Raw genomic sequence first — 12,756 nt, 5'->3', positions numbered from 1 at the left:
AGACTATTCTCCTGCCAGTCTCCCGATATCCTCACCCGTCAACCGGTAAGTCCTCCATTCATCCATATGCCTGGCATTAAGACTTTCATAGAATTCAATAGAAGGTTTATTCCAGTTAAGGCAGGACCATTCTAGCCTTGGGCAGCCTTCTTTGCTGGCCACGGCCGCAACTTCGGCAAGCAAAGCTTTCCCATAACCTTTTCCGCGAAACTCTGATTTTACATAGAGATCTTCCAGATAGATACCGGCCTTTCCCGTAAAGGTGGAGAAATTGTAGAAGTAAATGGCATACCCGATAGGCACTCCATCGTATTCAGCAATCAATGCCTTTGCCACCTTCTGCCGAAAAAGAGATTTCTCCAGTATCTCTTCCGTTGCAGTTACCAGATGATCCATCTTTTCATAGGCTGCCAGCTCTATAATTAAATCCAATATAACTCTTACATCCTGTCGTTCTGCATCTCTTACGTTGAAATGAACGTCTTTTATCATTGGTATCCCTGCTTTCTGCAATCTTATAAGATTTCTCTTTGGATTTTGGTTATCTCACCTTCGGTGTTGCTTTCGATAAAGGTAAGAATATTGTCTAATATACTGTCTATCTGCCTGGTATCCTCCGCCACACAGGCGATGCCGAAGACGGCCGTCTGATGGGTATCCTGCTCTTCTACTTCCGCCACGGATACATTGAATTGATTCCGAAGCTTGGCACAAAGGCTCTTTACCACCATACGTTTCTCTTTTAACGAATGCACCCAGGGCATATACAGCCAGAGTTCTAGTGTTCCTATTCTCATCCTTTAGTTCTCCGTAACCTTCTTACCCACAGCTGCTGCATACACGGTGAATTCACTGTCTTCTTCCGATGAATATGCATTGGACAGACCAATTAAGCTGTCTGTCAGCTGTTGATCATAAGCTCCGATTGCGCAAACCCCGCAACCTATGGCTTCTCCTGCCAGGTAAAGGTTCTGACAGATATGTCCTGCATCCAACAAGGCATACTTTTGCGCATCCACGGAATAACGCCACTCACTGCGATAGGGAACTACGCTCCATACGAAGCTCACCGGCGCACCTCCTGCAAAGCTCTGCCCTAAGAATGCTTTTGTCACTTTATTTTCCTGGTCGGCATCTTCTCGTATTAACTCAAGTTCATGGGTCAAAGCCAGATAGTGATACATTCCCTGTTTTAACCCTTCCACATTATTTACAAACAAATATGTTTCAAAGGGATGTCTGGCTCCCGCAGAGGGAACTGTCCTGAGAGTTGCCTTTCTGTTATTACCGATAACCCTCTTAACCCCTTGAGTAGCCCAGAGTAAGAAGGACAGTTCTGTTAAGGTTAAGGCGTCCTCGGCATATTTTCTCTTACTGTTTCTGTTATTTAATATTGTTAGAAAATTGTTGTCTGTCAGGACGTCTTCAAATTCTTTGGAAAGCTTTATTATGTTATCCGTAGACTTTTCATTTGACAGTGACGGCTGGGGTACTCCCTTTGCCTCATCACTTTCCACATCAAAATCGGATGCTTTCATGATTTCCCTTCCTTGAATTATTTTCTGTTTATAGTTATCTTCCATAGGTATTCTCCTTCCAGACAGGCATTTCTTGCATGCCTGCCACTTTTATTATGAGTATCTGGTGGCTTCTTATACTTGGTTTCAGCTGTATGCTTCTATCTATCTGCATCTATATGTGTAAAAACAAGAAGTCCTCTGCAAATGCAGCTATAATTATTGTGATCAACCATAAGTGACACAAATCTTAACCATACAGTTACCGCTTAAAACCGTTCTTTCCTACTTTAATTTCTTTTGCAGGAAATTACATAATGCTTCTACGCTTGCAGGAGTTGTAGCCCAGGAGGTTACAAAACGGATGGCACTCTGCCCATTTCCCATGTTCTTTTGAACGGAAAATAGGAATTCTTCCTTCAGTTCTTCTAAGAATTCCTCTGAAAGAATAGGAAACAGCTGATTGCTGACAGGTGGTGTAAGAAACTCCACACCCAATTGTTTTAGGGTACTGCTTATCTTTTCAGCCATATCATTGGCATGTTCCCCTAACTCAAAGAAGAGATTATCCTGAAAGAGTGCTTCAAACTGTATCCCTGCTACAAAACCCTTTGCCATCAAAGCACCTCTTTGTTTAATCAGGTAACGGAAGTTGGTTTTAAGCTCTTCTTTTACGATAACAAGGGCTTCACCCAGAAGGGCACCATTCTTCGTGCCGCCAATGTAGAACACATCCACAAGACCGGCAATATCAGATAGCTCCATATCATTTTCCTTAGAGGTAAGCGCTGAACCTAACCTTGCACCGTCCAGGAATAAGAGGAGACCTTCTCTGTTACATAACTGACGTATCTGATAAAGTTCTTCCTTCGTATATACCGTTCCTAGTTCCGTGGAATCAGACAGGTACACCATTGCAGGCTTTACCATATGTTCGTCACTATGGTAACGTACTGCATCCAGAATACCATCAGTAGTAACCTTTCCATCTTTATTCGGTATTGTTATTACTTTATGCCCGGTAGCTTCAATTGCGCCTGTTTCATGAACATTTATATGTCCGGTATCGGCTGCAATGACTGCTTCAAAAGGTCGTAAAAAGGAAGATATCACCAATAGGTTGGTCTGGGTTCCGCCGGGAATAAAGTGGATATCTACGTTTTCTTTTCCAACCAGCTTCTTTATATAATCCTTGGCTCTAAGAGTATGGGTATCTTCTCCATAACCGGTATTTTGCTCCAAGTTGCTCTTCATTAGCAGTTCCAATACTTTGGGATGAGCCCCTTCACTATAATCATTCATAAAACTATACATTATCTGCCTCATTTCCGCGCCTGATGCGCCTATCTGGATTTACATTATTTGTTTGTTAAATTGACCTCTTATCAAATACAGCATCTGCTCTTTGCTGCAAGTAAGACCTCTTTTACTATGTATCTGTTTTACAGATTCACCGTCTGAGGTGTTTTATCCTACCGATGAATTATGTCTGTATATTCCCTTATCTCAAGGTATTTCTCTTCTAATCGGACACTTTTCTGAGACAAAAGAAAAGAACAGAGTGTAAGGTCTGTTCTTTTCATTATAGTCATATGGGAATATATTTGCAAGGGATTCAAATAGCAAAGATAATTAACATGATTAGTATCGCTACCAACATATTTATCTTCCGCTCTAAATAAGCTTTTACGTTCATAGCAGCTCCTTTCCTGCTCTTGTGTTATCGAATGTTTGATAACACACTACATTTCAACAAATACCATTCCGGCAGCCTTGCAGCTTAACTGCTTTTGCACCCCATCCAAACGGATGGTAACAGGACCCTCCAGGGCTCCGAACTTCTCAACGGTTACTTTACTTCCTATGTGTATATTAAGCTCCTGCAGGTAATCCATCAGGTCATTTTCCTCTGTTACTCTCCGGATTACGGAAGCTTCTCCTTCTTTCATTTCAAGTATGCTTTTTAAGTTTGGCTTCTGTATTCTGCCATCTGCCCGGGGGATTGCATTGCCATGGGGACAAAAGTCCGGGAAGCCTAAGTATTCTTCCAGTCTGTCAATCAATCTGGCGGGTGCCACATGCTCCAGCTTTTCAGCATCATCATGTGCTTCGCTCCAGGTATAGCCAAGTCGTTCTATGAGAAAGACTTCCCAGAGTCTATGTCCTCTTAATAACGTAACTGCGGCATCCATACCCTTCTCAGTTAATTTAGATCCTTTATAAGGTTCATAAACAATCAACTCTTCCTTTTGAAGCTTTCCTAACATTTCCGTAACCGAGGCTGGCGCTACATTCAATATTTCTGAAATCTGCTTATTATTTATCTGTTCTTCTGCCCCGCCAAGCTTATAGATTTCTTTAATGTAATCTTCTTTATTCCGAGTCATATTGTTCACCTCTTTTTTAGGTATCCCTAAATTTAATTTTATTATATACCTAATTATTTGCATTATCAATAGGTTTTATAAAATATTTCAAATATTTTTTCTTTTTCCTATATTTAAAGAGTATGACAATCTCTAAAGCATCTGTGATATAATCAATATTGATACATAGTTTTAATCTATATATGCAAGTAGATATACTAATTAATATAATAACTATAACGATTATAAAATGAAAAAGAGGGGGATTTAACATGTATAAATTAATTCAACCCACGTTTGACGAATGTTGCTCATTTGATAAATTCGAGAATGGCATAAATACTATAAAACATGAAAAATTTCAAACCCTACTTGATATTTGCTTTCATTCAGCATCCTGTTTCTCCCTTTCTAAAGCACCTTGGACTATTTGCACAGAGGTAGAACTCACCAAAGAACTAGAGCCGTTTTTGGTGAAAAAGGTTCGGGTACAGAAGTGGTTTTGTTATGATTTTTCTTCAAGTGATCAATTTATGGAAATAAATATATATAAAGCCAATCCCTCCACACAAAGCATTTTGCAGAAGTATTTTTATGATATATTTCTACGTGATCAAAAAAATGGTTGTCTGGTGGATTCTACTCAAACATTAGAGGATTTATGTATATTTACAGAAACCTCACTTTTATTGGGAACAGTCTCACATGAATATATGTGTCATGTTTATCCGCCAAACGAAACTGCAGCACAAAAAATTGTTCTGACTGGAAGATGGAAGTATGGCCCCGATATTCCTTCGGAGCAAATTAATATTGAACAGTTAATTTAGAATTACCGAAACTCATCTGAATGCCAGATTCTTCTTTGTTAGTCTCTTGAAGTATAGAAAATCTAAACTATAAAAGTAAAAACAATATTTAAAGTATAGGGGCAATAGATAACTCCACTTTCCATAATTCTTTTCTCATATGTCAGATAGTACCGTTCGAACATACGGCAAAAATCTTTATAAACAATGTCATGGCGGAGTCTCCCCTTTTGCCTTTTTGTTATTTGATAATATTTCTGCTATCTTTTAATTTGAAGAATCTTTATAATAATCCTGAAAAAAGCAGCAGGATCTGTTCTAATCCTGCTGCTTCTATTATTTGATCTTGATTCATCCAGTTATTACGTTTGTTGTATCATCGGTTCTGATTTTTAACTACAGCTATCTAACTTAAGTTTTATGCTGTATGTGCTAGGCTAGTCGTTTGACCCTAACCAATATCTATGTTCTCATTTACCCACTATGTTCTTACTAACAATTTAATTATCAGTTCCTGCTCCACTAACCAAGAATGCCAAGATGCTGCAGCAATATCTTGGTGCCAAGACAGACAAGAATAATACCGCCTGCCATCTCCGCCTTGGATTTTAACTTTCCGCCAAAGATATTTCCGATATATACACCGGCAGCGGATATCAGGAAAGTCACAACGCCGATAAAGGAAGTAGCTGCCAGAATATTAACCTTTAAGAAAGCGAAGGTAATACCTACAGCCAGAGCATCAATACTGGTGGCAACAGAAAGAATCAGCATCTCTTTTACCTTCAGAGAGTTATCCACATCCTTACAGTTCTCACATTCAGCCTCTTCATCCTCTTCCTTTATTGAGCCTCTGATCATATTGATACCGATGATTCCCAATAAGATAAATGCTACCCAATGGTCGATTGCACTTATTTTATCGCTGAACTGCTTTCCCAGGAAATATCCGATTAACGGCATGACTGCCTGGAAGATACCAAAGTATAAACCTACAATTACCGGGTGCTTAACGGATATCTTCTTTATGGATAACCCCTTACAGACGGCTACAGCAAATGCATCCATTGCCAGTCCTACAGACAGTATAAGTAATTCCAACAGATTCATAATAATTCTCTCCTTTTTTGTCTTAGTAAAATGTCTTTGTGTTATGTATCCCTTGCTTACTTCAAGAATTTCGGCAAAAAAAAGACCCACCTCCAGCCTGACGGCTGTAGGTAAGTCTCGTTATTTAAAATAAAACCAGATAAAATTCTATCAGTATGTTGGCTCTATTACACACAATCGGCTAACTACTCCCTTACTACAATATATAAATGATACTTGATACAGGATAGTTTGTCAATCTTTTTTTACCTTCCAACCATGACAGAGTCTCCCAGAATTCGTCTATAGACAAAAGCCGGAATTCTTAAAATGTTTCTCATATAAGCTATTGCTGCAAACAGCAGTCAGCTTTATTGCTTCTTCTCCGTAATCAAGAGCGGTCACCGTCCCGTTCTCCTGCAAGAATGCCACCCATTTACTGTCTTTATAAGGAAGACTTAGCTGTAGGCTGACCTCCCCTTCAAACAAATCTTCTGTGACATAATTAACAAGCTTTTGAATGTCTTCTTGCTTCTTAGCAGACAGATAGATACAGTCAAGTTCACCATTTTCCTCTTTGATACTCTCAAGTTCTTCTGCTGTGAGCTTATCTGTCTTATTAAATGCATAGACTACGGGAATATCGCTGGCACCTAACTCCTCTAAAGTGCTCTCTGTAACAACCATCTGCTTCTTATATTCCTTATCCGAAATATCTATCACCTGAATCAGAAGGTCAGCCATCAGAACTTCCTCCAAAGTTGAACGAAAAGCCTTTATCAGATGATGAGGCAGTCTGCTGATAAAACCTACCGTATCTGTTAACAGGAAAGTCCTGTTCTCCTTGGTGGTAATCTTTCTGACGGATGTTTCAAGAGTTGCGAATAACATATCTTTCTCAAGCACCAGCTTATCTTCTGCAATCTTATGCAGCCCCAGGACAGAGTTCATAACTGTTGACTTTCCTGCATTGGTATAACCTACTAAGGCTGCCAAAGGAATCTCATTCTTTTCTCTCTTCTGTCTCTGGCTCTGTCGTCTGCCTACCAGCTCATTTAAGTCTCTCTCAAGTCTTGCTATTCTCTCTTCGATTCTTCTTCTGTCAAGCTCCAGCTTTGTCTCTCCTGCTCCCTTATTGTGTAGCCCGGAGCCGCCGCCCTGTCTGCTTAAGCTGCCGGTAAGACCGGATAGTCTTGGCAGCATATACTTTAGCCTTGCCATTTCCACCTGCATTTGTGCTTCTTTTGTTTTTGCACGTCTCGCAAAGATATCCATAATAAGCACCGAACGGTCTATCACTCTGCATGCTAAGAATCTTTCAAGATTCCTTGTTTGAGAGGGTGAAAGTTCTTCGTTGAATATAACAAGGTCTGCCTGTAATACTTCCAGACTCTCCTTTAACTCTTCCGTCTTTCCCTTTCCAAAATACAAATCTATATGGATTTTCTCGAGGTTCTGGGTTATCTCTCCCACAACTTCCATATCACAGGCAAATGCAAGTTCTTTTAATTCTTCCATGGATGAATTAAATTCTTCATCCCCTTTTCTTCTTCCTCCCGCAAGGAGGACTCTTTCTCTTTCCATCATATATGGTCTCCATTTCTAAGCAGCTGCCTGTTTAGAGAGGTGTAATTACGAGAGTACGAATTTTACGCACAAAAAAAGAAGGCACGATTCTCCTTCCCTGCTGACACCTGCTGTTTGCGTGGTTCTATTACAATTCTATTGCAATACCTTGCATTACAGCTGACAAGCTAACTGTGATTTATTCCTTGTACACAGTATCTTATCCGATAAGTGATTTATTAAAAAAAGGCAGATTAATCCCGTTTACTCTCTGACAGACAGAGCTTTAAGCACTATGAAATTAGCAGCATAAAGAAAATAAACGTAATCTAATCCACATTTGTTAAGTACCTCCTTAGGTTAACTACAGGTATTATAACAAAGTATAATGTAAAATACAAGAAAAATATGAAATCTCTTGCATATACATTAATAAGAAAGCACATAGAGATGAAGCCTATCCGGAATACATAGTCCTTCATCTTATTAAGGAAAAGTATGATTATGAATAAAAGGCGCTGTAGATTGTCTTCCTGTGAACTTGTTACTCTTGTTACGGCAATTGCCTGCAATATTGCTAATTGTTACTCCGAAGAAGAGGTGGAACTTTTTGCCGTCGTTTTTGCTCAGCTTGGGGATACCCTTGCTACCATTCAGGTAAGAGAAGCTGCCTTATCCGCGAATAACTCAGAGGAACAAGAAGAGGACTCCTCCTGCGGTGATACGAATGAGGACTCCTCTGATGATTCTGATAATAATTCAAATAAGGGAACTTCTAACGATTCCAATAATGATAACAAGAATAATTCTGATACAGATTCCGATAAGAGCTCCAACCCATGTTCTGATAAGAGTTCTGATACGAGCTCTAACCCATGCTCCAATAAGAGTTCTGATACGAGCTCTAACCCATGCTCCGATAAAAGTTCCGATAAGAGCTCCAAACCATGCTCCGATAAGAGTTCTGATAAACACTCCAACCCATGCTCCGATAAGAGTTCGGATAATACTTCCGAAAAAGATTCGGATACGGATTCAGATAATACTTCCAACGATAATAATAACGATAACAATAATAATAGCTCCGGTAAAACACCTTATAACTGTTCCGAATGAGACTTCATAATACTAGCGTCAATTATTACATAATATCTTTCGCCTTAGCTCCATAACTATACTTATCCTTAAGCTACCATAATATCGCTAGTACCCTTTATAGTTATAACCTTATCATAAGAGCTTTTTGTATCCTGAAAAATGACATGGCTTACATTAATTACGGTAATGTCTTTCAGACCAAGTATGGTCTTTTCAATTTCTTTGGCCCTCTCCATGTCCAGGGAGGCAAAGGCTTCATCCATAAAGAGAATTCTGGCTTTACTAAGCAGTGCTCTGGCTATAACGATACGGCTTCTCTCACCACCGGAGATATTCTTTCCGTTTTCGTATATAATTGAATCAAGTCCCTCCGGCAGTCTGTTTACGAAGTCTGATAGACCGGCATCTTTAATTGCTTTCATTATTTCTTCATCGCTGTATTCCTTATAAAGCGTAATATTATTACGGACAGTATCCTCAAATAAGAAGACCTGCTGTTCAATATTTGCAATTAGTCCAAAATAATCTTCTTTTTTCACATCCATCATATTATATCCGTCAATCAGAATTTTTCCTTCTGTTGGATTGACATATTTACGAAGCAGTCTTAAGAAGGTAGACTTTCCGCCGCCGCTTGGTCCAACTACCAGATACTTGCCATTCTTCTTAAGTGTGAGATTTATGTTGTTTAATATCTGCTTTTCATCGTCTTCATAATGAAATCCCACCTGTTTAAACTCGATTCCGCTCTCAAATTCTTTTAATTCTACAGTTTCCTCATAACTATCTGCATTCTGCAAGGACTCTTCTATTTTCTGAATCAGATCACCTGCGGTAAAAAGCTTTGGCAGATTCTCCGCCAGATCAAAGATGGGAAAGGTCATGCGGTTAATACCTTCCATAATTACAATCAAACCACCTGCTGTTATTTTACCGATGACTGCCAGATAGCCAATCCCGCAGAGAATTCCGTAGAAGCTTCCATTCATGAAGAAGTTCTGAGAGGCATTAACAAAGGACATCATGCGATCTATAATAAAACCTTTGTGCTGTATTTCTTCACTCTTCTGGTAATAATCCTGGGTAACCTTCTCCTGAAGATTGTAATTCTTAACGATATGAAAGGCTGAAAGGACTTCTTTAATGTATGAGGTATAACCATCAAATAAATCACTTCGCTCCTTATAGTTCTTCTTCATAGGTTTGGAAGTAAGGAAGGAGATGGTAAGATTCACCGCAATAATCAATATAGCAAAGAGAATCATACGGTAATCCACCGTCGAGAGCAGCCACATACCGGCAAGGAAGTTAATTGCTGCTCTTCCAACCATATAGATTCCCATAATAAGGTTTGTTTCCAGGGTGTTAAAATCATTGGTCATTGCCGAAAGGTATCTGCCGTTATTTTCTTTCTGAAATTCCCGGATATTTTTACCAAATACCTTATCGATGTAATAATTCTTTATATTTAGATTAACCCTTTTCCGATAGAAGTTGCCGGTGATTGCTTCTGCTATCCCCAAAGGTACAAGTAATACTGCGCCAGCAAGGAGAGACGGCGTCTGGGATTTTACTTCCTGGATATTTCCTTTAAGAGCAAAATCCAATATACCAAGCATTTTTTTTGTAACCACCGCATCCAGCCCTGCTAACAGAAAAGATACCATTAACGACAACAGGAGGTAGGGAAACGCTTTCATTAATTTTTTTAACATATCGTAGCCACGCCTTTCTGGGAGCCTGTCAATCGAAATAGCAGGCTCGAAATATATAATATCTGTGTTTTTTCACATGGGGATAATATATTTTTCTATGCTCTCCACATCAATACCTCATGAAAATACTCCTGTGCACTGAACTGATGTATTCTTCCGTTCTTAATTTCCAAGACATAATCATATTTATCTGTGACCTCCTCATAATAACGGTGGCTGATTGCAATCACCGTATTGTCCAACTCTAAAAATACTTTTTCTATTTCTCTTCCCAATTCTTCATTTAAGCTGGAGGTTCCTTCATCTACAAAGAGAATCTCCGCATCCTTAGCAATCGCTCTGGCAATGGATATTCTCTGCCTTTGTCCTCCTGAGAGATTCTTTCCGTTTTCTGAAAGCATGGCCTCCAGTCCTGCTTCCCTTTCTTTGCAGATACTTTCAAGTCCGCAGACTTTAACGGCAAATTCTATCTTATCCTCCGGGATATCCTGATATAATGCGATGTTATTGCGGATTGTATCCTCAAAGAGAAATACATCCTGATAGACAAATGCAACCTGTCCATGGAAGGACTTTTCGTTTATATGCCTGTAATCGATGCCATCCGCTGTTATCTCACCGGTATAATCCTCCGTGGTTTTTGCAAGAAGGCTCATAAGAGTGGATTTACCGGCACCGCTGGTACCTTTTATTAGATACTTTTTTCCCTTTTCTATGGTAAAGGAAGCATCTTTAAATATCTCCCTTTTATCATAAGAAAAGCTTACATGATTAAAATTAATCTTGTTGTGAAAGTGAAATTCCTCGTTGCCCTTATCCGCTTCTTCCACACCTTCCTCCGGCTCTGCTATCTTTTTGTAGATAGTCATAGAGGCCTTCATTTGATTTTTCATCGGAAAGGCACTAATCAGATAATTGCCGCTGGAGGAACAGAGCTGAAATAAAAAGCCGCCCATACTCAGGCTTAAACCGTTTATGAAGCTATAAGCCAGATAAATCATAACTGCTACAGAAGAAACAAAGGATATTATTCGGATAACGTGCCTTTGCATATCTGTAAAGAAGGCAGCGGCAAACTTTTTATTTTCCGCTCTTGTAACTGCATCCATACTCTTCTCTTTAAATTTCTCTTCGATATGGTTAAGTTTTAAGATTTCCATACCATTAAAGGTATTCGCCATGTCCATTGTAAAGTTCTCATTGCTTTCTGAGAGCTCCTGCTCCAGAGCAGTAGCCTTTCCGGCAAATACATTAGCCAGAGCTGTTAATAGTACCGCCTGAATAGCCATAGCAATGGCTAATTTATAGTCCAGAAATACAAGGATTAAGATAGACAGCAGGAACATTCCCATATTAATCAGGTAATTCAGCAGACTGATAAAGAATTTATTTTCAAAGGTATTGATATCATTAATCAGATTCGAAATATAGATTTCCTTAGACTTGGCTGAAAATCGTTTAAAGGACATATGTATAATCTTATCAAAGGCCTGCTTCCTGACATCCAGTATGGTATCCCTCATATAGCGGATACGTAGCAATCTGGATATCACAAAATTCAGTGGTGCATATATAATAAACAGGATCGTTATACCTGCTACAATACCAAAATGCTTCACATCTCCCTTTTCGATAGCCCTAAGTAACAGCACGAATATCCCCATCTGAGCAAAATGGTCCCCGATAAACAGGAAGGTCGCAAATAAGTACTGGATAAATTTACTCTTACGCTTTAACAATAATTCTTTCATAACTGCCGTTCTCCCTTATATACCACCCATACAAGCAGCATCACCTTCAATGCTTTTGTATGGGTGTAAATGACTCCTCTTATAAAAATGGAGCAAGTTTTATAAATTCCTTCATATTGCCTTCCTTCATCAGTTGGTCAGCCAATTTTCTTGCGGTGTCACTTTCAAGAAAAGGATATAAACCAACACAATCTCCGATATGTCCTTTGGCTAAAGCCATATCTACTAAATTATTAATGGTCTTATCGGATAAAAAAGGTGCCAGCCCAACCACATGTGATAAATCCCCGATTGTTTCAATCTTCTCGACAATACGATCAAGAGAATCTTCTGATAAGAAAGGCGCCAATGCTGTTACACCATTTAAATCCAGTAGAATATCCAGATTATCAATCCATTGCATTAAGTATTCTTCGCTAACAAAAGGTGCAACTTTTACCAGATCCTTTAAGGACACCTTATCAGCATTTTCTGTGATAATTGTTTCCAATAAACTCTCTGTCTGACTTGGCTTAAGAGCCGGACCGGCAGAGGCCACATCTTCAATGGATATCTTTTGTTCTTTCACATATTCCTTTTCTTTTCCTTTAATAATATTTTGGAACAAATCGCTTTCCTTCTTATTACCAAGAAGTTCATCAATGGTGCAATCCAGTACCGATACTAGTTCGGATAGCTTGGAGATATCCGGCATAGAATTCCCTCTCTCCCAATTACTGACTGCCTGATAACTTATTCCTAAGGCATCTGCTAACTCCATCTGTGTCATATTCTTTTGTTTACGAAATTCTGCAATTTTTCTTCCAACTTCTAATGTACTAAACATAATATAATCTCCTTTCGAT

The 12,756-nt window shown here is 39.1% G+C and carries 12 protein-coding genes; 2 read left to right on the top strand and 10 right to left on the bottom strand.

The features are described from left to right. Positions 1–3: 3 nt before the first annotated feature. From bsdcttw_RS09620 to bsdcttw_RS09600, 5 genes are all read right to left on the bottom strand, one after another. On the bottom strand, positions 4–492 hold the full coding sequence (locus bsdcttw_RS09620) for a GNAT family N-acetyltransferase (RefSeq protein ID WP_197979840.1): 489 nt from the start codon (positions 490–492) through the stop codon (positions 4–6). 23 nt (positions 493–515) lie between these two features. Next, positions 516–797, bottom strand: a complete 282-nt coding sequence (locus tag bsdcttw_RS09615; RefSeq protein WP_185259158.1) for a DUF503 domain-containing protein — start codon at positions 795–797, stop codon at positions 516–518. A gap of 3 nt (positions 798–800) precedes the next feature. After that, positions 801–1,583, bottom strand: coding sequence for a SagB/ThcOx family dehydrogenase (locus bsdcttw_RS09610; RefSeq protein ID WP_185259157.1), 783 nt, complete (start codon positions 1,581–1,583; stop codon positions 801–803). 219 nt (positions 1,584–1,802) lie between these two features. Next, positions 1,803–2,831: a threonine aldolase family protein gene (locus bsdcttw_RS09605; RefSeq protein ID WP_185259156.1), complete on the bottom strand. Its 1,029-nt coding sequence runs from the start codon at positions 2,829–2,831 to the stop codon at positions 1,803–1,805. A 428-nt stretch (positions 2,832–3,259) separates the two neighbouring features. Then, positions 3,260–3,904 (bottom strand): metal-dependent transcriptional regulator, encoded by a 645-nt coding sequence (locus bsdcttw_RS09600; protein WP_185259155.1) that lies wholly within the window; start codon positions 3,902–3,904, stop codon positions 3,260–3,262. Between the two features lie 251 nt (positions 3,905–4,155). Here bsdcttw_RS09600 and bsdcttw_RS09595 point away from each other — a divergent pair, with 251 nt between their 5' ends. After that, complete coding sequence (locus tag bsdcttw_RS09595) at positions 4,156–4,713, top strand: hypothetical protein (protein WP_185259154.1); 558 nt, start codon at positions 4,156–4,158, stop codon at positions 4,711–4,713. 501 nt (positions 4,714–5,214) lie between these two features. On the opposite strand, the gene bsdcttw_RS09590 is transcribed toward bsdcttw_RS09595, so the two are convergent. Both bsdcttw_RS09590 and hflX read right to left on the bottom strand, forming a co-directional pair. Further along, on the bottom strand, positions 5,215–5,802 hold the full coding sequence (locus tag bsdcttw_RS09590; RefSeq protein ID WP_185259153.1) for a manganese efflux pump MntP: 588 nt from the start codon (positions 5,800–5,802) through the stop codon (positions 5,215–5,217). A gap of 282 nt (positions 5,803–6,084) precedes the next feature. After that, entirely contained in the window at positions 6,085–7,368 is a 1,284-nt protein-coding gene (gene hflX, locus bsdcttw_RS09585) for a GTPase HflX (protein WP_185259152.1), read from the bottom strand. A 483-nt stretch (positions 7,369–7,851) separates the two neighbouring features. On the opposite strand from hflX, the gene bsdcttw_RS09580 reads away from it, so the two are divergent. Next, on the top strand, positions 7,852–8,463 hold the full coding sequence (locus tag bsdcttw_RS09580) for a DUF6774 domain-containing protein (RefSeq protein WP_185259151.1): 612 nt from the start codon (positions 7,852–7,854) through the stop codon (positions 8,461–8,463). 68 nt (positions 8,464–8,531) lie between these two features. On the opposite strand, the gene bsdcttw_RS09575 is transcribed toward bsdcttw_RS09580, so the two are convergent. The 3 genes from bsdcttw_RS09575 to bsdcttw_RS09565 form a co-directional block, all read right to left on the bottom strand. Next, positions 8,532–10,160 (bottom strand): ABC transporter ATP-binding protein, encoded by a 1,629-nt coding sequence (locus tag bsdcttw_RS09575; RefSeq protein ID WP_185259150.1) that lies wholly within the window; start codon positions 10,158–10,160, stop codon positions 8,532–8,534. Positions 10,161–10,255: 95 nt separating this feature from the next. Continuing rightward, positions 10,256–11,911 carry an ABC transporter ATP-binding protein gene (locus bsdcttw_RS09570; protein ID WP_185259149.1) on the bottom strand — a complete coding sequence of 552 codons (1,656 nt, stop codon included), beginning with the start codon at positions 11,909–11,911 and terminating at the stop codon, positions 10,256–10,258. A 79-nt stretch (positions 11,912–11,990) separates the two neighbouring features. Then, entirely contained in the window at positions 11,991–12,737 is a 747-nt protein-coding gene (locus tag bsdcttw_RS09565) for a helix-turn-helix domain-containing protein (protein WP_185259148.1), read from the bottom strand. Positions 12,738–12,756 lie beyond the last annotated feature (19 nt).

This window comes from Anaerocolumna chitinilytica (assembly GCF_014218355.1).
GTDB classification, from domain to species: domain Bacteria; phylum Bacillota; class Clostridia; order Lachnospirales; family Lachnospiraceae; genus Anaerocolumna; species Anaerocolumna chitinilytica.
Note: the sequence above shows the minus strand (reverse complement) of the source record. Positions and strands in the feature narration are given on the sequence as shown.

Excerpts from the sequence above, each read along its gene's own strand:
- bsdcttw_RS09620 (WP_197979840.1), bottom strand. The coding sequence starts at position 492 with ATGATAAAAGACGTTCATTTCAACGTAAGAGATGCAGAACGACAGGAT.
- bsdcttw_RS09590 (WP_185259153.1), bottom strand. The coding sequence starts at position 5,802 with ATGAATCTGTTGGAATTACTTATACTGTCTGTAGGACTGGCAATGGAT.
- bsdcttw_RS09610 (WP_185259157.1), bottom strand. The coding sequence starts at position 1,583 with ATGGAAGATAACTATAAACAGAAAATAATTCAAGGAAGGGAAATCATG.
- bsdcttw_RS09580 (WP_185259151.1), top strand. The coding sequence starts at position 7,852 with ATGAATAAAAGGCGCTGTAGATTGTCTTCCTGTGAACTTGTTACTCTT.
- hflX (WP_185259152.1), bottom strand. The coding sequence starts at position 7,368 with ATGATGGAAAGAGAAAGAGTCCTCCTTGCGGGAGGAAGAAGAAAAGGG.
- bsdcttw_RS09600 (WP_185259155.1), bottom strand. The coding sequence starts at position 3,904 with ATGACTCGGAATAAAGAAGATTACATTAAAGAAATCTATAAGCTTGGC.
- bsdcttw_RS09595 (WP_185259154.1), top strand. The coding sequence starts at position 4,156 with ATGTATAAATTAATTCAACCCACGTTTGACGAATGTTGCTCATTTGAT.
- bsdcttw_RS09605 (WP_185259156.1), bottom strand. The coding sequence starts at position 2,831 with ATGTATAGTTTTATGAATGATTATAGTGAAGGGGCTCATCCCAAAGTA.
- bsdcttw_RS09570 (WP_185259149.1), bottom strand. The coding sequence starts at position 11,911 with ATGAAAGAATTATTGTTAAAGCGTAAGAGTAAATTTATCCAGTACTTA.
- bsdcttw_RS09565 (WP_185259148.1), bottom strand. The coding sequence starts at position 12,737 with ATGTTTAGTACATTAGAAGTTGGAAGAAAAATTGCAGAATTTCGTAAA.
- bsdcttw_RS09615 (WP_185259158.1), bottom strand. The coding sequence starts at position 797 with ATGAGAATAGGAACACTAGAACTCTGGCTGTATATGCCCTGGGTGCAT.
- bsdcttw_RS09575 (WP_185259150.1), bottom strand. The coding sequence starts at position 10,160 with ATGTTAAAAAAATTAATGAAAGCGTTTCCCTACCTCCTGTTGTCGTTA.